The organism is Hydrogenophaga sp. L76 (assembly GCF_057654755.1).
Window position 1 is genome coordinate 3,321,431 of sequence record NZ_CM172807.1, and the last position, 26,121, is coordinate 3,347,551.

General features: G+C 66.4%; 29 protein-coding genes. 11 read left to right on the plus strand and 18 right to left on the minus strand.

Annotation, left to right across the window (positions count from 1 at the left end):
• Nucleotides 1-15: 15 nt before the first annotated feature.
• Nucleotides 16-312, minus strand: coding sequence for an antibiotic biosynthesis monooxygenase family protein (locus AC23D4_RS16090; RefSeq protein ID WP_472888200.1), 297 nt, complete (start codon nucleotides 310-312; stop codon nucleotides 16-18).
• Nucleotides 300-1,352, minus strand: coding sequence for an NAD(P)H-dependent flavin oxidoreductase (locus AC23D4_RS16095; protein ID WP_472888199.1), 1,053 nt, complete (start codon nucleotides 1,350-1,352; stop codon nucleotides 300-302). The genes AC23D4_RS16090 and AC23D4_RS16095 overlap by 13 nt, the downstream gene beginning before the upstream one ends.
• 104 nt (nucleotides 1,353-1,456) lie before the next feature.
• Between AC23D4_RS16095 and hpaR the strand changes: the two genes are divergently transcribed.
• From hpaR to AC23D4_RS16150, 11 genes are all read left to right on the plus strand, one after another.
• The gene (hpaR, locus tag AC23D4_RS16100) at nucleotides 1,457-1,948 is read left to right on the plus strand and encodes a homoprotocatechuate degradation operon regulator HpaR (RefSeq protein WP_472888198.1); all 492 of its coding nucleotides are present in this window, start codon (nucleotides 1,457-1,459) and stop codon (nucleotides 1,946-1,948) included.
• A gap of 10 nt (nucleotides 1,949-1,958) precedes the next feature.
• Complete coding sequence (locus AC23D4_RS16105) at nucleotides 1,959-2,621, plus strand: fumarylacetoacetate hydrolase family protein (protein WP_472888197.1); 663 nt, start codon at nucleotides 1,959-1,961, stop codon at nucleotides 2,619-2,621.
• The gene (locus tag AC23D4_RS16110; protein WP_472888196.1) at nucleotides 2,618-3,388 is read left to right on the plus strand and encodes a fumarylacetoacetate hydrolase family protein; all 771 of its coding nucleotides are present in this window, start codon (nucleotides 2,618-2,620) and stop codon (nucleotides 3,386-3,388) included. Before AC23D4_RS16105 ends, AC23D4_RS16110 begins: the two co-directional genes overlap by 4 nt.
• 18 nt (nucleotides 3,389-3,406) lie before the next feature.
• Nucleotides 3,407-4,882, plus strand: a complete 1,476-nt coding sequence (gene hpaE, locus AC23D4_RS16115; RefSeq protein ID WP_472888195.1) for a 5-carboxymethyl-2-hydroxymuconate semialdehyde dehydrogenase — start codon at nucleotides 3,407-3,409, stop codon at nucleotides 4,880-4,882.
• Between the two features lie 340 nt (nucleotides 4,883-5,222).
• Nucleotides 5,223-6,149 carry a 3,4-dihydroxyphenylacetate 2,3-dioxygenase gene (hpaD, locus tag AC23D4_RS16120; RefSeq protein WP_472888194.1) on the plus strand — a complete coding sequence of 309 codons (927 nt, stop codon included), beginning with the start codon at nucleotides 5,223-5,225 and terminating at the stop codon, nucleotides 6,147-6,149.
• Between the two features lie 2 nt (nucleotides 6,150-6,151).
• Complete coding sequence (locus AC23D4_RS16125; protein ID WP_472888193.1) at nucleotides 6,152-6,604, plus strand: 5-carboxymethyl-2-hydroxymuconate isomerase; 453 nt, start codon at nucleotides 6,152-6,154, stop codon at nucleotides 6,602-6,604.
• Nucleotides 6,605-6,611: 7 nt separating this feature from the next.
• On the plus strand, nucleotides 6,612-7,439 hold the full coding sequence (hpaH, locus tag AC23D4_RS16130) for a 2-oxo-hept-4-ene-1,7-dioate hydratase (RefSeq protein WP_472888192.1): 828 nt from the start codon (nucleotides 6,612-6,614) through the stop codon (nucleotides 7,437-7,439).
• 22 nt (nucleotides 7,440-7,461) lie between these two features.
• On the plus strand, nucleotides 7,462-8,223 hold the full coding sequence (locus tag AC23D4_RS16135; RefSeq protein ID WP_472888191.1) for a class II aldolase/adducin family protein: 762 nt from the start codon (nucleotides 7,462-7,464) through the stop codon (nucleotides 8,221-8,223).
• Nucleotides 8,220-9,248 (plus strand): 2-dehydropantoate 2-reductase, encoded by a 1,029-nt coding sequence (locus AC23D4_RS16140; protein ID WP_472888190.1) that lies wholly within the window; start codon nucleotides 8,220-8,222, stop codon nucleotides 9,246-9,248. Before AC23D4_RS16135 ends, AC23D4_RS16140 begins: the two co-directional genes overlap by 4 nt.
• Nucleotides 9,245-10,054 (plus strand): 4-hydroxy-2-oxoheptanedioate aldolase, encoded by an 810-nt coding sequence (gene hpaI / locus AC23D4_RS16145; protein ID WP_472888189.1) that lies wholly within the window; start codon nucleotides 9,245-9,247, stop codon nucleotides 10,052-10,054. Before AC23D4_RS16140 ends, hpaI begins: the two co-directional genes overlap by 4 nt.
• 222 nt (nucleotides 10,055-10,276) lie before the next feature.
• Complete coding sequence (locus AC23D4_RS16150; protein ID WP_472888188.1) at nucleotides 10,277-11,785, plus strand: Fic family protein; 1,509 nt, start codon at nucleotides 10,277-10,279, stop codon at nucleotides 11,783-11,785.
• Nucleotides 11,786-12,013: 228 nt separating this feature from the next.
• Here AC23D4_RS16150 and AC23D4_RS16155 read toward each other — a convergent pair whose 3' ends face one another.
• The 16 genes from AC23D4_RS16155 to dmpE form a co-directional block, all read right to left on the minus strand.
• On the minus strand, nucleotides 12,014-12,274 hold the full coding sequence (locus AC23D4_RS16155; protein WP_472888187.1) for a hypothetical protein: 261 nt from the start codon (nucleotides 12,272-12,274) through the stop codon (nucleotides 12,014-12,016).
• A 179-nt stretch (nucleotides 12,275-12,453) separates the two neighbouring features.
• A complete protein-coding gene (locus AC23D4_RS16160) occupies nucleotides 12,454-13,107 on the minus strand; it encodes an OmpW/AlkL family protein (RefSeq protein ID WP_472888186.1) in 654 nt (217 codons plus the stop codon).
• A 20-nt stretch (nucleotides 13,108-13,127) separates the two neighbouring features.
• The gene (locus AC23D4_RS16165) at nucleotides 13,128-14,156 is read right to left on the minus strand and encodes a 2Fe-2S iron-sulfur cluster-binding protein (protein ID WP_472888185.1); all 1,029 of its coding nucleotides are present in this window, start codon (nucleotides 14,154-14,156) and stop codon (nucleotides 13,128-13,130) included.
• Nucleotides 14,153-15,139 (minus strand): aromatic/alkene monooxygenase hydroxylase subunit beta, encoded by a 987-nt coding sequence (locus tag AC23D4_RS16170; protein WP_472888184.1) that lies wholly within the window; start codon nucleotides 15,137-15,139, stop codon nucleotides 14,153-14,155. The genes AC23D4_RS16165 and AC23D4_RS16170 overlap by 4 nt, the downstream gene beginning before the upstream one ends.
• Nucleotides 15,140-15,152: 13 nt before the next feature.
• Nucleotides 15,153-15,467 (minus strand): MmoB/DmpM family protein, encoded by a 315-nt coding sequence (locus AC23D4_RS16175; protein ID WP_226464546.1) that lies wholly within the window; start codon nucleotides 15,465-15,467, stop codon nucleotides 15,153-15,155.
• Nucleotides 15,468-15,485: 18 nt separating this feature from the next.
• Entirely contained in the window at nucleotides 15,486-15,821 is a 336-nt protein-coding gene (locus tag AC23D4_RS16180) for a monooxygenase system ferredoxin subunit (RefSeq protein WP_304921008.1), read from the minus strand.
• A gap of 11 nt (nucleotides 15,822-15,832) precedes the next feature.
• Nucleotides 15,833-16,093 carry a toluene-4-monooxygenase system B family protein gene (locus AC23D4_RS16185; RefSeq protein ID WP_226464548.1) on the minus strand — a complete coding sequence of 87 codons (261 nt, stop codon included), beginning with the start codon at nucleotides 16,091-16,093 and terminating at the stop codon, nucleotides 15,833-15,835.
• Between the two features lie 23 nt (nucleotides 16,094-16,116).
• Nucleotides 16,117-17,622, minus strand: a complete 1,506-nt coding sequence (locus tag AC23D4_RS16190; RefSeq protein ID WP_472888183.1) for a ferritin family protein — start codon at nucleotides 17,620-17,622, stop codon at nucleotides 16,117-16,119.
• Between the two features lie 146 nt (nucleotides 17,623-17,768).
• A complete protein-coding gene (locus AC23D4_RS16195; RefSeq protein ID WP_472888182.1) occupies nucleotides 17,769-18,416 on the minus strand; it encodes a response regulator transcription factor in 648 nt (215 codons plus the stop codon).
• Complete coding sequence (locus AC23D4_RS16200) at nucleotides 18,413-21,316, minus strand: ATP-binding protein (protein WP_472888181.1); 2,904 nt, start codon at nucleotides 21,314-21,316, stop codon at nucleotides 18,413-18,415. Before AC23D4_RS16200 ends, AC23D4_RS16195 begins: the two co-directional genes overlap by 4 nt.
• A 35-nt stretch (nucleotides 21,317-21,351) precedes the next feature.
• On the minus strand, nucleotides 21,352-22,158 hold the full coding sequence (locus tag AC23D4_RS16205) for a 2-keto-4-pentenoate hydratase (RefSeq protein WP_472888180.1): 807 nt from the start codon (nucleotides 22,156-22,158) through the stop codon (nucleotides 21,352-21,354).
• 54 nt (nucleotides 22,159-22,212) lie between these two features.
• A complete protein-coding gene (gene dmpG, locus AC23D4_RS16210; RefSeq protein WP_472888179.1) occupies nucleotides 22,213-23,247 on the minus strand; it encodes a 4-hydroxy-2-oxovalerate aldolase in 1,035 nt (344 codons plus the stop codon).
• Nucleotides 23,248-23,261: 14 nt separating this feature from the next.
• Entirely contained in the window at nucleotides 23,262-24,179 is a 918-nt protein-coding gene (locus AC23D4_RS16215) for an acetaldehyde dehydrogenase (acetylating) (RefSeq protein WP_472888178.1), read from the minus strand.
• A 134-nt stretch (nucleotides 24,180-24,313) separates the two neighbouring features.
• Nucleotides 24,314-24,505 carry a 2-hydroxymuconate tautomerase gene (gene thmT / locus AC23D4_RS16220; protein ID WP_226464554.1) on the minus strand — a complete coding sequence of 64 codons (192 nt, stop codon included), beginning with the start codon at nucleotides 24,503-24,505 and terminating at the stop codon, nucleotides 24,314-24,316.
• A gap of 17 nt (nucleotides 24,506-24,522) precedes the next feature.
• Nucleotides 24,523-25,311 (minus strand): 2-oxo-3-hexenedioate decarboxylase, encoded by a 789-nt coding sequence (gene dmpH / locus AC23D4_RS16225; RefSeq protein ID WP_472888177.1) that lies wholly within the window; start codon nucleotides 25,309-25,311, stop codon nucleotides 24,523-24,525.
• Between the two features lie 28 nt (nucleotides 25,312-25,339).
• On the minus strand, nucleotides 25,340-26,116 hold the full coding sequence (gene dmpE / locus AC23D4_RS16230; protein ID WP_210829605.1) for a 2-oxopent-4-enoate hydratase: 777 nt from the start codon (nucleotides 26,114-26,116) through the stop codon (nucleotides 25,340-25,342).
• Nucleotides 26,117-26,121: the final 5 nt, after the last annotated feature.

The following is a 26,121-nucleotide window of genomic DNA, read 5'->3' on the forward strand; positions in this document are numbered from 1 at the left end:
ACCGCCCCTGGCGACTCACGTCGCCGGGTGGCTGTAACGGCGTTTCACTTCGGCGATCTCCACCGAATACGCGGCGTACCAGCGCTCGCGACCCAGTTGTTGTGCCACCAGGTGATCGGTGTGCTGCTTCCAGGCGCGGATGCTGTCTTCGTCGGGCCAGTACGACACGGCGATTTCCTGGTCGCCTTCGGTGGCGGCGGTGAAGTCCAGGCAGCCGAACCGCGTCAGCGCGAGTTCACGCATCTGCGCGGCCATGGCGCTGTAGTCGGCATCGAGGGCGCGCGCCTGGGCGCGGAAGATCACGACAAACATTCAAAGCCCCGGGTGAGCTGATGGGTGATGTCGGCCGCCGACAGCGACCGGCAGCCGCTGGCGTTCTGGCCCGACCACAGCGGTGAAAAATCGCCACGGCCCAGCGCCTCGAAGTGAGCGCGCAACGGCGCCATGGCGGCGGTGGCGAGCGGGAAGGCGGGCGCAACCGGGCTCAGGGGACCGAGCTCGCGCACCACCCGGTTGACGATGCCACGCGCCGGCCGGCCGGTGAACACGTTGGTGAGCGCGGTGTGGCGCGCGGCGGCGCTCTGCAGCGCGGCGCGGTGCAGCTCGCTGGTGGTGGCTTCAGCGCTGCAGAGGTAAGCCGTGCCCACCTGCACACCCGCCGCACCCAGCGCCATCGCCGCGGTCACGCCCGCTGCATCGGCGATGCCGCCAGCGGCGATCACCGGCACGTCCACGGCGGCCACGATCTGCGGCAGCAGCGCGAAGGTGCCGGTTTGCGTGCTGATGTCATCCGTCATGAACATGCCCCGGTGGCCACCGGCCTCCAGCCCCTGGGCGATCACCGCATCGGCGCCGTGGGCCACGAGCCAGCGCGCTTCGTCCACCGTGGTGGCGCTGGACAGCACCACGCTGCCCCAGCTCTTCACGCGGGCCACCAGCTCGGGGGCCGGCAGGCCGAAGTGGAAGCTCACCACCCGCGGGCGAAAGGGTTCCAGCAGGTCGGCCGTTGCGGCACTGAACGGGACGCGGCCGGCGCCGGCCGGCACCGCAGCGAGGTCCAGCCCGGCCTCGGCATAGAAGGGCGCGAGCGCCGTGCGCCAGCTGGCCTCGCGGGTCGCATCGGGTTCGGGTGGTGTGTGGCAGAAAAAGTTGACGTTCCAGGGACGTTGGGTGCCAGTGCTCAGGGCCGCCAGCTCGCGCTGCAGGGCCTCGGGCGTGAGCATGGCGCCGGGCAATGAGCCCAGGCCGCCGGCGTTGCTGACGGCAATGGCCAGGGCCGCGCCCTGCACGCCGGCCATGGGGGCCTGGATCAAGGGCCATTCGGTGCCCAGCAGGGAAGGGAGGTTTTTCATGGCGCGCATTGTCCCCCTGCGCCGCCCGGTCGTGTGCTGCCCAAGGGCTTCATCGGGAAAACCCTCGGTTTGAGGCTGGGGAAATCATTTAACATATTAAATAAATGAGCACCGAAACCCCTTTTGTCCACCGCAACCTGCCGCGCCTGCTGCTCGAAGCGCGCGAGGCCGTGATGCAGCACACCCGGCCCAGCCTGCGCGAGCACGGCCTGTCGGACCAGCAGTGGCGCGTGTTGCGTGTGCTGGGTGAACACGCGGCCGATCCGGCGGGCGTGGAGACCGGCCGTGTGGCACGCGAAGCGCTGTTGCTCGGCCCCAGCCTCACCGGTGTGCTGACGCGCATGGAACGCGACGGGCTCATCAGCCGCGCGCGCTGCCCGCAGGACGCGCGCCGCACGGTGGTGCGCGCCACGCCAGCCGGACTGAAGCTGGTGCGCACGCTGTCGTTGACCATCGAGGCGCACTACGCCTGGATGGAATCGCAACTGGGTAAGGCGCGGCTGGCGCAGCTCTACACCCTGCTCGACAGCGTGATCGCGCTGGAAGTGCCCGATGCCACCGCCGGCGAGGGCTGGACCGAAGAAGACGCCGCATGAAGGAACCGACATGAACACCCCCTGGACCCCGCCGTACCTGCCGCAGGGCACGGTCTACGGCACCCTGCTGAACTTCCGGCGCGAACACGCGCTGTGGGCGCCGCGCATGAACGAGGCGCCGTACAAGGCGCCGCCGCAGGCGCCGGTGCTCTACATCAAGACCGCCAACACCTTCACCCCTTCGGGCCATGCCATCGCGCTGCCCCACCAGGTCGCCGAGGTCGATGTGAGCGCGTCGCTCGGGCTGGTTGCGGGCGAGGGCGGCCGCGTCGCGAGCGCCGTGCTGTTCAACAACGTGGCGATTCCGCACGAGAGCTACTTCCGCCCGTCGGTGAAGTTCCGCTGTGTGGACGGCTTCCTCGGTGTGGGGCGCGATGCCGTGGCGCTGGACGCGCTGGGGGGCCTCGACGGCCTGGCTGGGCTGGTGATCGATCTGCGCATCAATGGCGTGCACCGACAGACCGTGGCGCTGGCCGATCTGGTGCGCGATGCGGCCACGCTCTGGGCCGACGTGAACGCCTTCCAGACCTTGCGGCCGGGCGACGTGTTGATGCTGGGCACCGATTGCCTGCCCGACGGCACCCGCCCGCGCGCCAAAGCCGGCGACGTTGTGGAGATCCTGGCCACCGGCTTCAAGCCGCTGGTGAACGCCTTCGTCGGAGAACAGACATGAAAAGAGCCCGTATCGCCTGGGCCGGCGCGGTCCACGACGCCATCAAAGCCGATGGCCAGCTCGAACTGCTCACCCCCGCTTTCAAAGGTCGCCGCGTGACTTTCGACGAGGTGGTCTGGTTGCCGCCGCTGGCGCCCGTTGACCGCGCGCGCACCGTGCTCGCGCTGGGTCTGAACTACGCCGATCACGCCAAGGAACTCGATTTCAAGGCGCCCGAAGAACCGCTGGCCTTCGTCAAGGGCGAGTCCTCGCTGATCGGTCACCGCGCCTTCACCGTGCGACCCGACAACGTGCAGTTCATGCATTACGAATGTGAACTCGCGGTGGTGATCGGCAAGCCTGCGAAGCGCGTGAAGAAGGCCGATGCATTGCAGTACGTGGCCGGCTACACCGTGGCCAACGATTACGCGATCCGCGACTACCTGGAGAACTGGTACCGCCCCAACCTCAAGGTCAAGAACCGCGACACCTGCACGCCCATCGGGCCTTGGCTGGTGGACGCGGCGGACGTGCCCGACCCGATGAACCTGGCGCTCACGACCACCGTGAACGGTCAGCTCACGCAGCAGGGCAACACGAAAGACATGATCTTCGATGTGCCCACGCTGATCGAATACTTCAGCAGCTTCATGACCCTGATGCCCGGCGACCTGATCCTCACCGGCACGCCCGACGGCGTGGTGGATTGCCAGCCGGGGGACGTGATCGTCACCGAGATCGAGGGCATCGGTGCTCTCATGAACACCATCACCGGCGCGCCGCGCTGAATCCGCACAGGACACCCAATGACCCAACGCATCGATCACCTCATCAACGGCAAGACCGTCGCCGGCAGCGACTACTTCGAAACGATCAACCCCGCCACGCAGGGCGTGCTGGCCGAAGTGGCCTCGGGCACCGAGGCCGAAGTCAACGCGGCGGTGCAGGCCGCCAAGGACGCTTTCCCCAAGTGGGCCGGCCTGCCGGCGACCGAGCGCGCCAAGAAGATCCGTGCACTCGGCGAGCTGATCGCTAAGCACGTCCCGGAAATTGCGCAGACCGAGACCAGCGACACCGGCCAGGTGATCGCACAGACCGGCAAGCAGCTGATCCCGCGCGCAGCGGACAACTTCAGCTACTTCGCCGAGATGTGCACCCGGGTTGACGGCCACACCTACCCCACGCCCACGCACCTGAACTACACCCTGTTCCACCCGGTGGGCGTGTGCGCGCTGATCAGCCCGTGGAACGTGCCCTTCATGACCGCCACCTGGAAGGTCGCACCGTGCCTCGCGTTCGGTAACACGGCGGTGCTGAAGATGAGCGAGCTGTCGCCCATGACCGCCGCGCGCCTGGGCGATCTGGCGCTGGAGGCCGGCATCCCGGCCGGCGTGCTGAATGTGGTGCACGGGTTTGGCAAGGAGGCGGGTGAACCGCTGTGCGCGCACCCCGACGTGCGTGCGATTTCCTTCACCGGCTCCACCGCGACCGGCAACCGCATCGTCAAGACCGCGGGCTTGAAGAAGTTCAGCATGGAGCTGGGCGGCAAGAGCCCGTTCGTGGTCTTCGACGACGCCGATCTGGACCGCGCGCTCGACGCCGCACTCTTCATGATCTTCAGCAACAACGGCGAGCGCTGCACCGCCGGCTCGCGCATCCTGGTGCAGCAGAGCATCTACGCCGACTTCGCCGCGAAGTTCGCCGAGCGCGCCAAACGCATCGTCGTGGGCGACCCGCAGGACGAAAAAACCACCATCGGCCCGATGATCAGCCAGGGCCATCTGGCCAAGGTGCGCAGCTACATCGAGCTGGGGCCGAAGGAGGGTGCGACGATGTTGTGCGGCGGCCTGGATCGGCCGAGTTATGCGGCCGAGCTGCCGACGCATGTGCGGGCCGGTAACTTCGTGTGGCCGACGGTGTTTGCCGATGTGGACAACCGCATGAAGATCGCCCAGGAAGAGATCTTCGGCCCGGTGGCCTGCCTGATTCCGTTCCGGGACGAGGCTCACGCCATCGAGTTGGCGAACGACATTGCTTACGGTCTCTCCAGCTACGTCTGGACCGAGAACCTGGGCAAGGCACACCGCGTGGCCGCGGCGGTGGAGGCGGGCATGTGTTTCGTGAATTCGCAGAATGTGCGGGATCTGCGGCAACCCTTCGGTGGCACCAAGGCTTCGGGCACGGGGCGCGAGGGCGGCACCTGGAGTTACGAGGTGTTCCTGGAGCCCAAGAACGTGGCGGTCTCCCTCGGTTCCCATCACATTCCTCATTGGGGGGTGTGATGTGTTCTCCGCTGTTTCGCTCAAAGGGGTGGGCAGGATCGAACGGCCGGGGCGCTCTGCTCCGCTCATGTCCCCCGGTCCGGGCTTTGCCCGGCCCTCCTCCTTGACTTCGCTGCGCAGAACACCCCACCCGATCGATCAGACGCGAGGTGTTGGCACTCATGGGGCGACGGACCAGCCATGCAGTGGGTTGGCCGCGCCGGGTGCCTACCGCAGCGAAGTAAAGGAGGAGGGCTGCGCGCAGCGCAGACCGGGGGACATGAGCGGAGGTGGGCGCCCGGCGTGGTCAGCCCACGGGGCCAACGAAGCAATTTCCACCATCTGACAGGAGACAAAACCCATGGGCAAAGTAGCACTCGTAGGAAAGATCACTCACGTCCCCTCCATGTACCTCAGCGAGCTCGACGGCCCGCGCAAGGGCACGCGGCAGGACGCCATCGACGGCCACATCGAAATCGCCCGCCGCTGCCGCGAAGCCGGCGTGGACACCATCGTCGTGTTCGACACCCATTGGCTCGTCAACGCCAGTTACCACCTCAACTGCGCGCCGCATTTTGAGGGCACCTACACCAGCAACGAGCTGCCGCACTTCATCAGCAACATGCCGTTTTCCATCCCCGGCAACCCCGAACTGGGGCAACTGCTGGCCAAGGTGGCCAACGAGCATGGCGTCGAAACCCTGGCCCACCACGCCACCACGCTTGGCCCCGAATACGGCACCCTCGTGCCCATGCGCTACATGAACGCCGACCAGCACTTCAAGGCCATCTCGGTCTCGGCGCTGTGCACGGTTCACTACCTCAACGACAGCGCACGCCTGGGCTGGGCCATGCGCAAGGCGGTGGAGGACCACTACGACGGCACCGTCGCCTTCCTCGCCAGCGGCAGCTTGAGCCACCGCTTCGCGCAGAACGGCCTCGCGCCCGAATTCGCCTTCAAGGTCTGGAGCCCCTTCCTCGAAACCCTGGACCACCGCGTGGTGCAGATGTGGGAAAACGGCGAGTGGGCCAACTTCTGCGGCATGCTGCCCGAGTACGCGGCCAAGGGGCACGGCGAAGGCTTCATGCACGACACCGCCATGATGATGGGCGTGCTGGGCTGGAGCGAATACGACGGCAAGGCCGAGGTCATCACGCCGTATTTCGGTGCCAGCGGCACCGGCCAGATCAACGCCGTGTTTCCCGTCACCCCCGTCACGGGCAAAGCCATTCCCAAGGCGCAGGCCTCGGCCGCCGACGGCTTCAGCCTGGTCAGCACGAGACTCTGAACATGCCCCACCTCGTCATCCTCTACACCCACAACCTCGACAAGCCCGCGGCCGAAGGCGGCGTTGACATGAGCGGCCTGTGCCGCGCCCTGTGCGACACCATGCTCGGTGTGCGCGACGAGCAGGACCGGCAGGTCTTCCCCCACGGCGGCACGCGCGTGTTCGCCTACCCCGCCGCGCACAGTGCGGTTTCCGATGGCGGTACGGCCGGCATCGCGGCCGGGCTCGGCGGCGACTACGCCTTCGTCTACATGAACGTGCGCATGGCCAAAGGCCGCAGCGCTGTCGTGCACCAGCGCGTGGGCGATGCACTGAACGCCTGCGTCAAAGAACGCTTCGCCGAGCAACTCGCCAGACGCCCCATCGGCATCACCGTGCAGGTGGACGAAGGTCACGAGGTCTTCGACGCCAAGAACAGTTCGCTGCACCCGCTCTTTGCACCCAAGAAAGCCTGACCCCACCATGTTCAGCCCCGAACTCATCGCCCAGCTCGCCGCCGAACTGCAGCAGTCGCAACAGACGCGAACGCCGGTCGAACATTTCTCCAAACGCCACCCCGGCATGACCGTCGAAGACGGTTACCGCATCGGCCGTGCCTGGGTGAATCTGCAGAAGGCCGAAGGACGCCAGGTCATCGGCCACAAGATCGGCCTCACCAGCCGCGCCATGCAGATCAGCAGCCAGATCGACGAGCCCGACTACGGCACCCTGCTCGATCACATGCTCTACACCGCGCAGGCCGGCGAGGTGCTGGAAATCCCGGTCAAGCACTTCATCGCGCCGCGTGTTGAGGTGGAGCTGGCCTTTGTGCTCAAGGCTCCACTCACCGGGCCGGACGTGACGGTGGACGATGTGCTCGCTGCCACCGACCACATCACCCCCGCCATCGAGATCATCGACGCGCGCATCGAGCAGTTCGACCGCCACACCAAGGTCATGCGCAAGGTTTACGACACCATCAGCGACAACGCGGCCAACGCCGGCATCGTGATCGGTGCAGGCGACCCGGCGTTCCGCGCTGACCCGCGCGCCACCAACCGCCCCTGGTGTGGCGCCGTCCTGCGGCAGAACGGCGCGGTCGAAGAGACCGGCCTGGCCGCCAGCGTGCAGGGCGACCCCGCCATCGGCATCGCCTGGCTGGCCAACAAACTGGCGCCCTGGGGCGAAACGCTGCAGGCCGGCGAGATCGTGCTGGCCGGCAGCTTCACGCGCCCGGTGGCGGCCAAAGCGGGCGACCTCTTCGAGGCCGATTACGGGCCGCTGGGTTGTCTGCACTTCAAGTTCATCTGATTCCACGTACGAGGAGACACCCATGGCTGACGCCTTTTTCAAACCCGCCCGTTTCAGCGAAGCCGAGTGGGCCGCCCGCGTGCAGCTCGCCGCTTGTTACCGCATCTTTGCCCACCTCGGCTGGGCCGAGCTGATCTACAACCACATCTCGCTGCGCGTGCCGGGTCCGGACGATCACTTCCTCATCAACCCCTTCGGCCTGCACTACACCGAGGTCACCGCGTCCAACCTGGTGAAGGTGGACATCGACGGCAACACCATCGGCCACAGCGACTGGCCGATCAACCCGGCCGGCTTCACCTTCCACGGCGCGATCCACGCCACGCTGCCCGACGCGCACTGCGTGATGCACGTGCACACCACGCCGACCATGGCGGTGTGTTGCCTGAAAGACGGCCTGTCGTTCACCAACTTCTACGCCGCGCAGCTCTGGGGCCAGGTCGCCTACCACGAGTTCGAGGGCATCACCGTGCACCGCGACGAGGGCGCGCGCATTCTGGCTTCTTCGGGCGGCAAACCGGTGCTGCTGTTGCGCAACCACGGCCCGGTGGTCATCGGCCGTTCGCTGGCGCAGGCGTTCAATCTGATGTGGCTGGTGCAACGCGCCTGTGAAATCCAGGTGGCCTCGCAGCCGCTGGGTGAATTGCAGCCCATCACCGAAGCCGCGCTGCAGGCCTGCGTGCGCGACTCGCTCAACTTCAACCCGAAGTTCGGCGCGGGTGAGGACTCCTTTGCCGCCATGCAGCGGCTGATCGACCGCATCGACCCGGGGTATCGCGCATGAACGCAACCAAATTTCAGAAAGTCGCGGTGGTCGGCGTCGGCGCCATCGGCGGCCTGTTCGCCGGCTGGCTGGGCTCGCGCCTGCCGGCCGGGCAGATTCATCTCTCAGCGGTCGCACGCGGCGAGACCCTGCGCACGCTGCGCGAGCAGGGCCTGGTGTGGGTGGATGCCGACGGCGCCGAACACCGCCTGGCGGTCAACGCCAGCGACGACCCGGCCAGCCTGGGCGTGCAGGACCTGGTGATCGTCTCGGTCAAGGGCCCGGCGATGCCCGCCGTCGCGCCCGCCGTGCGCGCCCTCATGGGGCCACAAACCACTGTGCTGGTCGCCATGAACGGCGTGCCCTGGTGGTTCTTCGACGGCCTGCCCGGCGAAGCTGCGGGTCTGCGCCTGAACGCAGTCGACCCCGGTGGCGTGACGGCCGCGCAGATCCCCACGTCGCAGGTCATCGGCTGCGTGGTGCACGCCAGCGCCGCCGCGCCCACACCCGGCCGCATCGAGCGCATCAAGAACAACCAGCTCATCATCGGCGAGCCGGCCGGCGGCGTGTCGCCGCGCGTGCAGGCGCTGAGCGAGCTGCTCACGCAGGCCGGCTTCGGCGTCACCGTCTCCGAGCGCATCCAGCGCGACATCTGGTTCAAGCTCTGGGGCAACATGACGATCAACCCCATCTCGGCCATCACCGGCGCACCCTGCGACCGCATCCTGGACGACCCGCTGGTGCGTGGTTTTGTCAGCGCGATCATGCTGGAGGCCAAGGCCATCGGCGCGCGCATCGGCATCCCCATCGACCAGCAACCCGAAGACCGCCACGCCGTCACGCGCAAGCTCGGCTCGTTCAAGACCTCGATGCTGCAGGACGTGGAAGCCGGCCGACCCATCGAGCTCGACGCGCTGGTGGGCGCGGTGCGCGAGATCGGGCAGCACCTGATTGAGCCCACACCCAACATGGACGCGCTCATGGGCCTCACAAGATTGATGGGCCAGATGCGCGGCCTCTACCCCGAACCGACGAAGACACCATGAAGATCCCCCAGAACACCTTCCGAGACGCCCTCAAGGCCGGCCAACCCCAGATCGGCTGCTGGGTCGGCTTCGCCTCGCCCGACGTGGCCGAGGCCCTGGCCGGCTGCGGCTTCGACTGGCTGCTGATCGACGGCGAACACGCGCCCAACGACCCGCGCACCGCCCTCGACCAGCTGCGCGCCATCGCGCCCTACGGCAAGACCCACGCCGTCGTGCGCGCGGTTCAGGCCGACGTGGCGCTGGTCAAGCAGTACCTCGACATCGGCGCGCAGACCCTGCTGATCCCGATGATCGACACCGCCGAACAGGCCGCGCTCATGGTCCAGGCCATGCGCTACCCGCCCGAAGGCATCCGCGGCATGGGCGCGGCGCTCGCGCGCGCCTCGCGCTGGAACCAGGTGGACGACTACCTGAACCAGGCCAATCACCAGATGTGCCTGCTGGTGCAGGCCGAGACCGTGACCGCGGTGAACAACCTCAAGGCCATCGCCGAGACCGAGGGCGTGGACGGCGTGTTTTTCGGCCCGGCCGACCTCTCGGCCAGCATGGGCCACCGCGGCCAGCCCGGCCACCCCGAGGTGCAGAAAGTCATCCTCGACGGCATCGCCACCGTGCGCGCCGCCGGCAAGGCCGCCGGCATCCTCGCCACCGACCCGGCGCTGGCGCAGCAGTACCTCGACGCGGGCGCGCTGTTCGTGGCGGTGGGGGTGGACACGACGCTGCTGGTGAAGGCGGCGAGCGGGTTGGTGCAGCGGTTCAGTGCGGGCGCGTCAAAGGCGCCGGCTGCGCCGTCGGGCGGGTATTGAGTGGCGACGGGATGTCGAATCTGAAGAAGAAGTCTTCGACAACCCGATTTTTGAAGAAAAAGTCGGTCGCCTGAAGATTTTGTCTGGCCGGTGTGTGCCTTCTGATGGTTGGGTAGCAGCAGGTTGCTGATCGGGATCTGAAGAAAAAATCTTCGAATCCTTTATTTCTGAAGATAATTTCAGAAATCTGAAGATTTTTGCTGTCACCACTCTCCTACCAACATGAGCGACGTCGGCTACGCCTGGATCCAGGACACCATGGGCACCCCGGATTTCCTGGGCGCTCAGCGAGCGCGTCTGGCGCCGGTCAGCCGCATCGAGCGCCTGGAAGACGGCGCCCTGCTGGTGCCCCTGCGGCAGGCGCCCGACGCCAGCCTGCTGCACCACGCCCTGTTCGCCCTCAAGCACGAAGGCGTCCGGCTGGACCTGCTCCTGAGCGCCCTGCGCCGCATCCCGCCCGCCGAGCTGGTGGCCTGGGTGCAGGCCACGCCCAACAGCCTCTACGGCCGCAAGCTCGGGCACCTGTGGGAGCGCCTGCACCAGCAGCGCCTGCAGGGGCTGGACGACTTCAGCTCGACAGCGCCCTATGCGCCGCTGTTCGACCCGGCGGACTACTTCGTGGGGCCCGCCCATCGCGACGCCCGCTGGCGCATCGTGTTCAACGGCCTGGGGGACATGCATTTCTGCCCGGTCGTGCGCAAGACCCCGGCGCTCAATGCCCTGATCGACAAGGACATCCTTGGCCAGGCTCAGGCGTTTGCCCAGTCTGTAGGCCAGGCCATGCTGGAGCGGGCCCTCAACTGGGCCTACCTCAGCGAAACCGAAGGCTCATTTGCCATCGAAGGCGAGTCGCCCTCTGCCGACAAGGCCACCCTGTTCGCAGCCCTGCTCAGGCGCGCACACGAACCGCGCCCCCTGACCGAGGACCTGCTGGTGGAGCTGCAGAATGCGGCCATCTCCAACCCCTTCGACAAGGCCGTTCAGTTCCGCACCGAGCAAAACCGGCTGCAACGCGACGTGCCCGGCGCCGCGGGCGTGACCTATGTGCCGCCCGAGCCCGAACTGGCCGTGGAACTGATGGAAGGCCTGATGCGACTGGCCAACCAGCCACCCGCCACGCTGGACCCGCTGGTGCACGCCGGCGTGGTGTCGTTCGCCTTCGTCTTCATCCACCCCTTCATGGACGGCAACGGGCGCCTCTCGCGCTACCTCATCCACCACTGCCTGGGCCAGTCGGGCCGCCTGCCGCCGCAGTTTCTGCTGCCGATTTCGGTGGCCATGAAGAAGCACGAGGCCGACTACCTGCAAGCGCTGACCGCCTTCAGCAAACCCGCGCGGCAACTCTGTCAGGTGTCCTGGGCTGGCGACGAGCATTACAGCTACGACTGGGTGCCCGAGGCGGACACCTGGTTCCGCCACATGGACCTCACCGAGGCGGTGACCTTCACTCTGGCCATGGCCGAGGCGTCACTCGACACCCACATGCGCCAGGAGGTGGAGTTCCTAGGCCTGTTCGACCGCGTCAAACGCCACATCAACGACCGCTTCGACCTGCGGGGCAGCGATCTGGCGACGCTGATCGTCACCATCTTCCAGAACGGTGGCACGCTGTCCAACAACCGGCGAAAGCGCTATGCGGACAGGGTGCAGGCCCATGTGCTGGATGCGGTGGAAAGCGCGGTTGCGAGGGCGATGCGGGGGGACCCGCTGGACGATGCGGAGCAGGCTTGAGCAAGCATCTGCCATAGCCTGACCCAGTAGTAACTCGTCGCTGGGGCGCTGTTTGTGGCGGTGGGGCTGGACACCAGCCTGCTGGTCAAGGCCGCGGCCGAGTTGGCGCGACGCTTCTCAGGAGTGTGCGCGCTTGCGCCTTCTGCTGCCGGGGGCAACAGAGAGCGACCACAGTGGCAGGCGCACACGCTTGCGTTCAAACGATACCTCTCGGGTATGACGAGAGAGTCAATCGATATTGTTGCCAGGCCTTGCGGACATCATCACAAAGTCCTTCTTTGGAACCTCGCCAACGGATCTTCCGCCTTCAAACATCAGTGTCAGGGCATTCGTTGCCTGCATCATGACGCCCAGGCGGTCGTGCTCCAGGTGATGGAACAGGGCGGCCTTGCTGAGAAGCCGGATGCTGATGCCGGTGGAAACGATCACCATGCTTGCCGTCAAAAGGGCGAAGAAGAACCTCTGCCGCAGGGTGACTTGGTTGAACATGGAAATTTTCTACCCAACGATGTTGGGTAGTGCTGCGATTGCTTGCAGTCTCTCATTCATCGGAGCATTCATCGTGAACCTGAGAAGGTGCTCGAAGCATGAGTGACCAAACGCTCAGAGAACGTCAACCCATGCTGGCTGCAAGCCAACCGCCACCCGAACGGGTCGGGTGGCACGCTTCAGAACCGACGACCGACCGAGAGGAACACCACCAGCGGATTGAGCCGGACATCGGCCCGTGTGGAGGCACCACCGAAGGCGGGCAGTGTGCCTGTGGCCTTGGTTTTCAGAAAGATCTTGCGGGCATCGAGCGACACCGACCAGGTCGGATCGATCGGGAGCTCCACGCCGAGCTGCAGCACCGACCCCCAGGCGCTGCGAGTGTCCAGGTCGGTGATGAAGGCGTCGCGGTTCCGGGTCACGATGGTGTAGTTGATGCCGGCGCCCACATAGGGGCGTACCGGTCCGTCTTCCAACAGTTTCCAGGTGAGCGACAACACGGCCGGGGCATAGGTCACCTTGCCCAGCTGGCCGGCACTGGCCAGAGCGCCTTTGCCGCTGAGCGTGGTCTCGGGTGGAATGCCGGCCAGGAAGCGGGCGGTCAGGCGGTCCGAGATGTCGTAGGCAACCTCAAGGCCCAGCGTGGTGCTGCTGCTGGCCGATGCATCGCCGCCCGGCACCAAGCTGCCACCGACCTGCACGTCGGCCCTGGTGCTGAAAGCGACGTGGGCCGGACCCAGGCGCACCGTCCAGGGGGAGGTACCGGCGGCGTTCGCTTGTCCGACAGTGAGGCACAGCGTGCCAGCGGCCAGGGAAATCAGGGTTTTCTTCATGGTTTGTCTCCTGCTGAAAATCAAACGTATCGGTCAAAACGGATCTGCTCGAAAGGCACCTGGTGGCGCACCATCAGCAGGTCCTGCATGGCATCGATCATGGGTGGCGGGCCGGCCATGTAGTGGTCGAAAGTGCCGAGTCCGGGCGCGAGCTGGCGCTCGACCTCGGCGTGCACGAAACCGGTGGCGCCGGACCAATCCGACGGGTTGCCCGGGCTGGACAACACCACCGTGGCCGACAACCGCTCGCCGATCAGGGTCTGCAGTTCGGCCGCGGCGCCCAGCTCGGCCTCCTGGCGCAGACCGAGAAAAAAGTGCACCCTTCTCGTGCTGTTCTCCGCCAGCACACCGCGAGCGATTGACAACATGGGCCCCAGGCCCGACCCGCCGGCCACGCACACAGCGTCGCGGGGTGAAGGCCGTAGCCAGGCGTGGCCGTAGGGTCCGTCGATGTCCAACGTCGCCCCCAAGGGCAGCTCGGTGCACATCACGGTGCTGCCGCGGCCGCTGGGCGTGCGGCGAACGATGAAGCGCCACTCACCGTTACCCTGGTCCAGATGGGACATGGAATAGGCGCGAGCCCCGGCGACCCCCGGCGGATAGAGCAGGGCGTACTGACCAGCGAGAAAGGTCGGCGCGTTGGCCAACTTCAGGCGCAGCTCGACCATGTCGTCGGTGATGGCGCGCCGTTCCGTCAGCGTGGCCGTGATGCGTTGCGGCAGCACGGTCGGCTTGTCTGCCTCGCTGCCCAGTCGAACCCGGATGCGCGCATCGCCCTGGGGGTGCGACTGGCAGGCCAGGCGCTTGCCGCGTTTTCGGTCGCGCTCGGACAGGCCGGGCGCGCCTTCCCACAGCGTGTGCACCACGCCCTCCAGCAATTCGAAGCGACAGGCACCGCAGCCCCCCACGCTGCATTCGTAGGGGAAGGCCAGGCCCGCGCGCAGCGCGGCCCTGAGCAGGGTGTCATCGTTCGGCCCGACGGTGAACCCCGGGCCGTTGTCGACTTCGATCCGGATGGCTGGGAGCAGGGCGGCGATCACCTCGCTCACAGGCCCAACCCGCTGCGGAAGTCGCGGGTGGCCTGCCGCGCGCGCTCGGCGGCGCCCGCAGCGTCAGGAAGGGCCGCGCAGTAGGCGGCGATGGCGGCGTCGGCCAGCGGTTCCCACTGCTGCACCCATCGCTGGATCACCTCGCGGTTGCCGGGCTGCTCCAGCGCCATGCGGGTGAGCGTGCTGGCCCAGCGGCGCTGACGCTGTGCGTCCAGCAGCTGGGCATCGACCAGCAGGCCGAGCAAGGTGTCGCTGTTGTGCCGACCGGCATCGCCCAGGGTGCGCAACAGGCCTTCTTCCACTGCAGGGCGGATCACCAGGCTGAACGCGGTGAAGCTCTCGGCCCAGTCCCAGGCCACCAGGGCTTTTTCGATCAGCTGGCGCCAGCCCTGCCAAGCAGGATCATTCTCCCAGTAGGCACGCTCACCGCTGCCCAGGCCAATGCCCGGAAAGCTCTTGGCCAACTCGGCCGTGCGGTAGGCGGTGTGGGTGAGCCAGCGCAGCGAGTCAGCCGCCTGGTACGTCGCGCAGTTTGAGATGGTCGAGGCCGGAGCCATCTGCGACAGGTAGGCAGAGGCCATCTGCAGCGTGTGGAACAGGTAGCGTGTCGGGGTATAGAGCCGTGCCAGGCTGCCGGCCCAGGTGGGATCGAGCATGCTGTCGTGGCCGCGCGCGGAGAACTGCTCGAACAGGCCCTGGACATAGGTCTCTTGGCCGTCCTGTTGCAGGTTGTAGGTGCGGTAGACCATTTCATCCGGATCGCGGAAGGCATCCCAGTCGGGATGCTTCAATGGCGAGGCGTTGCGGTGCTGCTTGAACCACAGCGCCATCGCGAAGTTCGGGTCGAGCTCAAACGGCGCGTCCGGGTTGTCGGTGGAGTAGTGCAGATTGGTGGAAACGATCTCGTATTCGCTGGGCTTGCGGCGGCGGCCGGCCAGGTGGCTCCAGGTCTTGAGTGGCTTGAGCACGTCGGGTTGGGTCATGGGGTATCTCCGGTCAGAGCGTCTTGTTGAAATAGAAGCGCACGTGGTCTTCGGTGGTCTCGATACGGCCTGCAAACGAGCCGAGTTCGACCTCGAGTTCGGACATGCGGAACGGCCGGCCCAATGCACGTTCCAGGGTCTCTCGGCGCAGGATCAGCTCGCCTTCGCAGTCGATGCGCACATAGGCCACCTTGTCGTCGACGCGGATGGTCTTGTCGGGGTTGTCTTCTTCGGCTGCCTCAATGACGGCCGCGGTCAGCGGGCTGGCGCGCAGCACGGGGCCGACGCGGTTGTTTCGGTAGGCTTCGGCGGTGGTGGTATCGCTCATGGTGTGTCTTTCATAGGATCAAGAATGGGCGAATAGCGGTGTGACGCCCTCGACCTGGACCAGCACGTCGTTGCCTTCGATGCGCACCGGGTAGCTGGCGAGCTTGCAGTCGCCGGGGTTGAGTCCCTGGCCGGTGCGCGCGTCGAAGGTCCACTGGTGGGCACGGCAGGTCAGCACCTTGCCGTCGAACCTGCCTTCGCACAGGGGAATGTCCTGGTGAGGGCAGACCGCTTGAAAGGCGCGCACGTCACCGCCTTCCACGCCGACCAGCAACACCTCGTGCTCACCGATCTCGACCTCGGTCATCTCGCCTTCCCAGACGTCGTCGAGCGTGCAGACTTTTTGGAATGTCATGCAGCGCTCCTTCAGCTGTCGCAGAAGATGAACTCGAGCGCCTCCATCGGTTTGATGTCGGTGTCGCAGAGCTTGGCCTGGCGAGGGTAGAAACTGTCGCTGCCCTGGCGGCGCACGCGCACCACCTTGTCGGGCCGAGGTGCCACGCGCCGGCCCACCGAGTGGTGGGCGGCGGCCGCGGCCACCTCGTCCATGGTGTTCTCGGTGTCGACCGGAACGAGCTGCAGCACGAAGTCGTACTGAAAGTTGGAGATCACGGGAAAGAGTGCCATGGTGGTGTCCTTGTTCGATGAACTCAAGCGGCCTTCTTCTCGGCCCATTTGTCGCGGTAGGCCGCGACCCAGGCGTACTGGTGCGCGTCGTCGCCGATCTCGCCCGGGGCGAGATTCATGTACTGCAGCGCGCCCATGAGGTTGGGCGGCTGGATGTGGCCGGCCAGGAAGCGGTCAACCAGCGAGAGGTGGTCGCGGTAGCGCACCGGGTCCTGCTGGAACACCCAGCGGTCAATCTCGGAGTTGAAGTGGTAGGTGCGGCCCTTGTAGTCGAGCGGGTAGTCCTTCACGTTCCACTTGTTACCGGGAATCGCGCAGATCGGGATCTGGCTCATGTTGCAGACGATGGGCAGGGTCTCGGGGTAAGTGAGCTCGGTGCGCCCAGCCAGCAGGTTGTCGATGATCACGTCCCAGGCCTGGCCGAAGCTGTCGTTCCAGCCCGGGTATTTCTCTTCGAGCCAGTCACGGCAGTCGGGCGTGACGCCGGCAGCCACGTTCCACCACAGCGTGGGGCGCCAGAACCAGATGCCCATCTGGTAGGCGTGGTGCTGGTAGTCGAACTCGTTGATCATCTGGTCCCAGTACCAGGGCAGGTCCAGGCCCATGTCGAGCAGCGAGCGCTCGAACTGGCCCACGATCCACTCGCGCATGAACTCCTTGAACGACTGCTTGCGGTGGTGCAGCGGCGTGGCGTAGTCCATGGCGGTGCCGGTGAGCAGGCTGAACAGCCGCCAGGCGCGCGCGATCGCCACGTCGACCAGCTTCTGCGCCTCTTCCTTGCGGCCGTTGGCGATCAGGATCTGGAGCGCCGGGCCGCCGATCTGTGCGTGGCGCGACTCGTCGGTCTGGATGCTCGAGATCAGGCTGGAGAAGGTGAAATCACCCGCCTCGGCCGCGTCGGCGGCCAGGCCCAGGAACTGCATGTTGGTGAAGCCGGTTTCGAATGCGAAGGTCAGCATCACCGCAATGTCGGTGGCGCTGCGCGAGAGGAAAAGATCGTCGAAGGCGTGGCGAGCGGCGATGGCGCCCCATTCGTTGGTGTGGTACGCCTTGTGCGCCCAGTCGAACTGCCGGTCTTTGGCGCAATAGCTGTGTGGGAAATAAAGCTGGATTTGCGCGTGGCGGTTCTCGTCCATCATGCCGAAGGTGGCCATGTTGCGCATGCCCGGGGCGCGCCCGAAACGCGCCATACGGGCCTCGGCGCTCATGGCGGCATACTCGCCCAGTGCGATCGCGCCGTAGTGCGACTTGAGGATCGACAGCCAGCCCGGGTCGGCTTCTTCGAACATGCGGCTGCGCTCGAGCGCAGCCTTCACAGAATACGCGCCCGCGTCTTTCTCTCGCTGGATCTTCACGTACTCGGGGTACGAGGTTTTATAGGGCTCGTCGTAGGACTCCCACTGTTCCATGGGCACGCCTTGCGCGCCAGTCATGAGGTCGGGGAAAAGTTCGGATTCGCTGACGTAGGTCGGCGTCCAGTTGGTGGCGCGCGCAATGTCGTACCACTCGCTGCGTTCCAGCAAGGCCATGGTTTGTCTCCAGTCGTTGTTGAAGTGGGTGCTTTCAGGGCCGGTCCGCTTGCGGGACAGAAGGCCGCTGTCACATCAACAACTGTAGGGAGCACACCGCTCTTGCACCATTGGACTTTGGTTTATTTGGCGCCTAGGGAATTCCCTCAATCTGCGGCCCGGGGATGTTCGGCAATGGCCGGGCGCAACTGTTCCAGCATGCTGATCAGCATCGGTACCGAGCCGGCCTGCATCTTCTCCATGAGGTTGTGGCGGTGCACCTTCACCGTGACCTCGCTGATGCCCATGCGGTCGGCCGTTTGCTTGTTGCGCAGACCTTGCGCGAGCAGTGTGAGAACCTCGCGTTCGCGCGGTGTCAGCGAACCGTAGCGGTCCTTGAGCACCTGGATGGTTTCGCGCTCGCGCAGCGCAGCACGTGATCGCTCGAGCGAGGCCTCGATGGCGTCAAGCAGGTCCTGGTCGCGAAACGGTTTGGGCAGGAATTCCATCGCACCTGCCTTCATTGCGCGCACGGTCATGGGGATGTCGCCGTGCGCGGTGATGAAGACGATGGGCAACTGGTGCTGCAACGGCTGCAGCTGGCGCTGCAGCTCCAGACCGCTCAGACCCGGCATGCGCACATCGAGCACCAGGCATTCGGGCTCGTCCTTCGAGCGCACATAGTGGTTCAGAAAGTCGGTGGCGAGGGCATACGTCTCCACGCGCAAGCCGAACGAGCGCAGCAGGCTGCTGACCGCCTCGCGCATCGACAGGTCGTCATCGACCACGTGCACCAGGGCATTGCGCGGGGTCACGACGAACTCTCCTGTAACGCAACGGGGAGGCTGAAGCTGAAGGTCACGCCCGGCCCGGGGTTGGGTGTGTACCAGAGGTTGCCGCCGTGCGATTCGACGATGGAGCGGCTGATGGCCAGTCCCATGCCCATGCCGTCGGCCTTGGTGGTCTGGAAGGCGTCGAGCAACTTGTCCTTGATCGACGGGGCGATGCCGGTGCCGCTGTCGATCACGTCCACCTGTACCCCCATGGCTTCCAGGTGGGTGGTGATCTGCAGCGTGCCTTGGTGGCCGCCGCCGTCGCGCGTCATGGCCTCCAGGCCGTTCATCACCAGGTTCAGGATCACTTGTTGCAGCTGGATGCGGTCGGCCATCACTTCGGGCATCGAGGCCGTTTCCATATGCACGATCTCGATGCGCCGCGCCTGGGCTTCGCTGCGCACCAGATCGAGCACGTCGCGGATCGCGTCGTTGATGTCGAGCACCGTGTACCGGGTTTCATGGCGCTGCACGAAGCCGCGGATGCGGGTGATGACGTCGCCAGCGCGGTTGGCGTCTCGGATGATGCGCGCCACCGCCGCCTTGGCCTCGGGCTCGTCGGGCGGGGACGCTTCGAGCCAGCGCAGGCTGGCGTGGCCGTTGGCCACGATGGCGGCCAGGGGCTGGTTGACCTCGTGCGCGATCGAGGCGGTGAGCTCGCCCAGCGTGCTGACGCGCGCGACTTGGGCCAGCTCGGCGCGCGCCCGAGCCAGCGACTGCTCGGCGTGCCGCTGCTCGGTGATGTCCGCGGCCACCAGCACCAGCAGCTGTTCACCACCGGGTGCGCCGGGTACCCGGGACATGCTGGTGATGGCACAGACCAGGGCGCCGTCCTGGCGCTGGAAGCGCCGCTGCACGTGGTGGGTGTCGAGCTCACCGGCCAGCAGGCCTTCGATGCGGCGCTGCGTGGCCGCGCGGTCTTCCACCGGCGTGAGCCTCGGCAGATGGAGCGCCAGCAGCTCTTCTTCGCTGTAGGCCACCATGTTTCGGAACGCCGGGTTGGCCGCCTTGAGGCCTCCGTCAGCGCCGATCAGCGCGATGCCCACCGGCGCATGCTCGTAGATCGCCCACCAGCGGTGCTCGGAGGCCTGCAGCGCGCGCCGGTTCTCGATCAGGCTGCGGGTCAGCTCGGCCAGGTCGTTGCTTTGCGAGAGCAGCTCGCGCTGCAGGCCGTCGCGCGCCAGCTTCATGGTGGTCAGGTTGCGCACGCGCGCGCGCAGCTCTTGTGCCGAAAACGGTTTGGTCACATAGTCCTGCGCGGCGCTGGCGAGCAGGCGCGCGCGCAGTGCGGCATCGTCCTTGGCGGACAGCACCAGCACGGGCAGGTCTTTCAGACGGGGAATGGCGTGCAAGGCATTCACCAGACGGTCACCGCCCATGCGCGGCAGCATCAGGTCGGTCACCAGCAGGTCGGGGGCCGAGGCCAGCGCGGCTTCGAGCGCGGCCTGGCCGTCGGGCGCCGAGGTCACGTTGAACTCGGTGCCCAGCGCATCGCAAATGAAACGCCTCATCTCGGGGATGTCCTCCACCACCAGGATGCGCGGCGCGTCGGTGGGTGCCTGGCCATTCATGGGGGCTTCTTCGGGCGGGGTGAGCTCGGCCAGCGCGGGGTTGAGAGCCGGCGCCTTCAGCGTGCGCGCGGGCGAGATCCCGCCGTGCAGCGCGGCCTCGCCGGGCGGGGGCTCCTGCGGCAGTTCAACCTGGAACAGCGATCCGCCCCCGGCGGCGGCCGTGACCGTGATGGTCCCGTGCAGCAGGTCGGTGAATTCCTTGGCGATCGCCAGACCCAGGCCGGTGCCGCCGAAGTTGCGGGTGGTGCCGGTCTGCCCCTGGCGAAAGCGCTCGAAGATCAGCTGTCGCATCTCGGGTGGCACGCCGGGCCCCGAGTCCTGCACCGTGATCAGGCAGCGACCCTGACTGGTCTTCTCGAGCGCACAGCTGACGCGCCCGCCGGGTGGCGTGAACTTGAAGGCGTTGGACAGCAGGTTCTGCAAGATGCGCTCGGTCTTGTCTTGGTCAAGGGTTGCGCGCAGCGTCTTGGGGGTGGCAATGACGTAGCTCAGGTCCAGCTGCGGCGCCACCGCATGAAACTGTTCTGCGTGTTCACGCACCAGCGCCGCCAGGTCGAGCTGCGTGTAGTGCAGGTCCATGCGCCGGGCGTCCAGTTTGGCCAGATCCAGCAGGTCGTTGACGTGTTTGAGCAAGGCGGTGGCGTTGCGCTGTATCACGCCGAGCTGGCGCCGCTGCGGGTCCGACAGGTTGCTGCCCGAGCCCAGCAACTCTTCGGCCGGACCCAGGATCAGGGCCAGTGGTGTGCGCAGTTCGTGGCTGACGTTGGCGAAGAAGTCGGTTTTCTGCTGGTCCAGCTGGCGGATGCGGGCGAGCAGGCTTTCGAGTTCGGCGTTCTTGCGCGCGATCTCGTCCTCGGCGCGCTTCTTCGCGGTGATGTTGCGGCCCTCGGCCAGAAGGAACACCACGTTCCCATCGTCGTCCCGCACCGGCAGCAGCGAGAAGTCCACCACAATGGTTTCGTCTCCCGCCGCCTGGCCAAAGACCTCCAGGTCGCAGCGGATGAACTCGCCGCCCCGAGCGCGGCGAATGAAGTCGCGCGCCAGTTCGGTGATTTCGCGCGACACCTGGAACCAGCGTGCCTCCCAGAACGGTTTGCCACGGATGTCGGCCAGGTCCACGCCCGCGCCTTCAAGCGCTGCGCGGTTGATCTCCAGTGTGTGCCCTTGGGCATCCAGCAAACCGACGAACTGGTACATCGAGTCCAGCACAATGCGCGCGAGCTTTTCGCGCTGAGCCTGCGGCGTGTCCGTCTGGTGGAGCGCCACCGACTCGACCTGGTACAGAGGGGATTCCGCGAACAGGGGGCTCATGGGAGGTATGTGAATGGGTGCGGGACAGGACAATATCAGGCTCCACCAGCGCGGCTGACACCCACTTCGACCGACTTCGCGTCGCCTGCCGAGAAACGGGCCTTCAGACGACCTCCAGGCGCCAGCGGAAACGCGGCCGTGAGGCCGCCGGTGATCACCAGGTCGCCGGGCTCCAGCCGCCGGTCGATGCCGGCCAGCTCGTGGGCGAGGCGGGCCACCGCATCGAGAGGATGGCCATCCGCCGCGGCGCCCACGCCCTTGCCAAGCGTTTCGCGCTCGTCGGACAGGCAGACGGCGACGGTGTCGAGGTCCATGAAACTGGAGACGGCCAGCGGTGGGCCCACGACCACCTGGCCTGCCGAAGAATGGTCGGCGGTGTTCTGTTCGAGCGTGAAGCGGTAGCCGGTCCAGGTCGAGTGCACGATCTCCAGGCACGCCAGGGCTTCGGATACCGCTGCCGCCACCGACCAGCGGTCCACCGGGGCCGATCGGGCATCGATGGCCGTTCCAAGTCGAAAGCCGATCTCGGGTTCGACCCGAGGCTGCACGAACCGGTCAGACACCGTGTCGCCGGATTCGAGCAGCATCCAGTCCGTCAGCGGCCCGAAGTTGGGCCTGTCCACGCCCATCTGGCGGCGCATCACTTCCGAGGTGTAGCCGAGCTTCCACCCGATGACACGCTCGCCCGCCGCGATGCGCAGCGCGACGAGCGCCTTCTGGATGTTGTAGGCCGTTGCAAGGTCGATCGGACCGAGCGTCTCCTCGGCATCGAGGGTGCGCCCGGCCCGGCGTGCAGACCAGAGGGTGTCGGCATGCTGTGCCGGCGTGGGCGTCCTGTTCATGTTCGCCTCCGTTCCCTTCGGCCCGCTCGCGCACCGAGCGTGCATACCGCCCGCTCAGGCGGCGGCGTGCAGCAGTCCGCGCTCGCGGGCCATGGTCATGGCCGTGTCCTCGATCATGTCTTCCTGGCCGCCGACCATCTTCCTTCGGCCCAGCTCGACCAGGATGTCGCGTGCCGGAATGCCGTACTTCACACTCGCGCGCTTGGCGAACAGCAGGAAGCTGCCATAGACACCGGCGTAGCCCAGCGTGAGTGCATCGCGGTCGATGCGGATCGGGAAGTCCATGATCGGCACCACCAGGTCCTCGGCCACGTCCTGGATCTTCCAGACGTCCACGCCGGTGCTCACGCCCATGCGGTCGAGCACGGCGACCAGCACCTCCATCGGCGTGTTGCCCGCGCCCGCACCCAGGCCGGCGGCCGCGGCGTCGATGCGGGTGGCGCCGCATTCGATCGCGGCGACCGAGTTGGCGATGCCCATGGCCAGGTTGTGGTGGCCGTGGAAGCCCATCTCGGTCTCGGGCTTGAGCGCGTCGCGCACCGCCTGCAGGCGCGCCTTCACGTCGCCCGGCAACATATAGCCGGCCGAGTCGGTGACGTAAATGCAGTTGGCGCCGTAGCCCTCCATCAGCTTGGCCTGTTTCACCAGGCCCTCTGGGCTGTTCATGTGGGCCATCATCAGGAAGCCGACCACGTCCATGTCCAGCTTGCGGGCGTAGGTGATGTGCTGTTCGCTGACGTCGGCTTCGGTGCAGTGCGTCGCCACGCGGATGGTGTGCACGCCCAGGCCGTGCGCCATCTTCAGGTGGTCCACGGTGCCAATGCCGGGCAGCAGCAGCGCCGAGACCTTGGCCTGCTTCATCAGCGGGATCACGGTGCCCAGGTACTCCTCGTCGGTGTGGGCCGGGAAGCCGTAGTTGACGCTGGAGCCGCCCAGGCCGTCGCCGTGGGTCACCTCGATCAGCGGCACACCGGCGGCGTCCAGTCCGCAGGCTATTGCTCTCATCTGGTCGAGCGTCATCAGGTGGCGCTTGGGGTGCATCCCGTCGCGCAGGGTCATGTCGTGCAGGGTGATTTTTTTCTGGCTCATGGTCTTCTTCTCCTTCACGCGGGGACGGGCTCAAGCACCAGCTCGCCCTTCAGGATCTCTTCGGCAAACATCTCGGCGGTGCGTGCGGCGGCGGCGGTCATGATGTCCAGGTTGCCGGCGTACTTGGGCAGGTAGTCGCCCAGGCCCTCGACCTCCATGAAGACCGAGACGCGGTTGCCGTCGAAGACGGGGCCGTTGACCAGCTGGTAGCCCGGCACGTACTTCTGCACTTCCCTGATCATGTCGTGGATCGACTTCGTGATCGCGGCCTCGTCGGGCTTGCTTTCGGTCAGGCAGTGCACCGTGTCGCGCATGATCAGCGGCGGCTCGGCCGGGTTGATCACGATGATGGCCTTGCCTTTCTTGGCGCCACCGACCTTCTCGACCGCGCCGGCCGTGGTGCGGGTGAATTCGTCGATGTTCTTGCGCGTGCCCGGGCCGACCGACTTGGACGACACGGTGGCGACGATCTCGCCGTAGGCCACGGGTTGAACTCGCGACACCGCGTAGACCATGGGGATCGTGGCCTGGCCGCCGCAGGTGACCATGTTCACGTTCATCTCGCGCAGGCCGACATGCTGCTTGAGGTTGACCGGCGGTACGCAGTAGGGGCCGATGGCCGCGGGCGTGAGGTCGATCATCATCGCGCCCTGCGCGTTGACCTTGCGCGAGTTCTCGGCGTGCACATAGGCGCTGGTCGCGTCGAACACGATCTGCACGCCGTCGGCCTTCATGTGCGGAATCAATCCGTCCACGCCATCGGCTGTGGTCTTGATGCCCATCTCTTTGGCGCGCTTGAGGCCGTCCGAGGCCGGGTCGATGCCCACCATCCAGACGGGTTCCAGCACCGGGCTGCGCTGCAGCTTGGCCAGCAGGTCGGTGCCGATGTTGCCTGGGCCGATGAGGGCGCATTTGATTTTTCTTTGAGTCATTTCAGAGGCTTTCATTTCAGTGATTCATTCAGTCGGAGCGCAATGCTTTCACCGGGAACCCGGCGGAACCGGCTCAGCCGGGCCGCACCGGGTTGCCCCCTTGGGGGTTGACGCGAAGCGGCGCGGGGGCCGGCTCACCGTCCCAGGTCTTTGGCGGTGACGCCTGCGATGCCCCAGTTTGTCTTGGGCACTTCGGTGATCCAGACGCGGACGGTTTCCTTTGGCGCGCTGGTGGCTTCGACCAGCGCGGCGCTGACCTTTTCGATCACGGCACGCTTCATGTCTTCGGTGCGGCCTTCGATCATGTAAATCTGGGCAAATGGCATGGGGTTCTCCTCGGGGTTCAGATGAAGCGCAGGCCGGTGCTGCCCATGCCCTGCACCTTCAGGGTCACGGCATCACCGGCGTTGACGGACACGGCTTCGGTGATGCCGCCGGACAGGATCAGGGTGCCGGCGGGTATCTCTTCGCCGCGCGCGCCCAGGTGGTTGGCGAGCATGGCGATGGCAGTCGCTGGGTGGCCCAGCACGGCGGCGCCGGCGCCGAAGGCCACGGGCTGGCCGTTCTTCTCCATCACGATGCCGACGGTGCGCAGGTCCTGGCCGTCGACCTTCATGGGCTGGCCGCCGACCACGAAGCGCGCGGCCGAGGTGTTGTCGGCGATCACGCTCTTGAGGTCGAACTTGAAGTCGCGGTAGCGGCTGTCGATCACCTCGATGCCGGGCAGCACGAAGTCGGTCGCGGCCAGCACGGTGCCCATGTGGCAGCCCGGGCCCCTGAGCGCGCGCTTGAGAACAAAGGCGATCTCGGGCTCGACCTTGGGGTGGATGAGTTCGCTGGTCTTCACCTCGCCGCCGTGGGGCACGGCGTAGTCCTCGGTCATCCAGCCGAACACGGGCGATCTCACGCCCATCTGCTTCATCTTGGCGAACGAGGTGAGGCCGGCTTTCAGGCCCGCGAGGCGCAAGCCGCGCGCCTGCTTGCGCGCGAGCAGGGCGGCCTGGATCGCGTAGGCGTCATCCCAGTCCATGTCCGGGTGGTCGTCGGTGATCTTGGTGGTGTCGCGGGCCTGCAGCTGGCAGTTCTCCAGGTGTTCGGCCAGGGCTTCGATGGTGGCTTTGTCGAGTTTCATGGTGGTGTGTGTTCGGATGGGGGCGGGGTCAGTTGAAACGCACCGAGCACTCGCCCAGGCCGCCAATCGACACGCGGAAGAAGTCGCCCTTCTGTGCCGGGAACATGGCCGCCAGCGCGCCCGAGAGGATCACGTCGCCGGCCTTCAGGCCAATGCCCAGGCGGCCCATGGTGTTGGCCAGCCAGGCCACCGCGTTGAGCGGCGAGCCCAGGGCCGCGGCGCCGGCGCCGGTGGCGACGATCTCGCCGTTTTTCTCCAGCACCATGCCGCAGGTCTGCAGGTCCAGCGCGAGCGGGCTGACGGCGCGGTCGCCGAGCACGAACACGCCGCACGACGCGTTGTCCGCCACGGTGTCGGTGATCTTGATCTTCCAGTCGCGGATGCGCGAGTCGACGATCTCGAAGCAGGGCATCACGCACTCGGTCGCGGCCAGCACATCGGCCACGCCCACGCCCGGGCCCATCAGGTCGCGCTTCAAGAGGAAGGCGATCTCGCCCTCGGCCTTGGGCTGGATCAGCGTCGAGATGTCGATGGCTTCGCCCTGGTTGACGATCATCGCGTCGGTCAGGTAGCCGAAGTCGGGCTGGTGAACGCCCAGCATGTTCATCACGGCGGCCGAGGTCACGCCGATCTTCTTGCCCACGATCCGCTCGCCGTCCTGTAGGCGGCGCTGCAGCATGCGCTCCTGGATGCGGTAGGCCTGCTCGATGGTGATGTCGGGGAAGCGGGTGGACAGCGGGTCGACGACCTGGCGGTCGCGCAACGCGGTGTAGAGCTCATCGCCCAGGGTTTCGATGGAGATCATGGTTT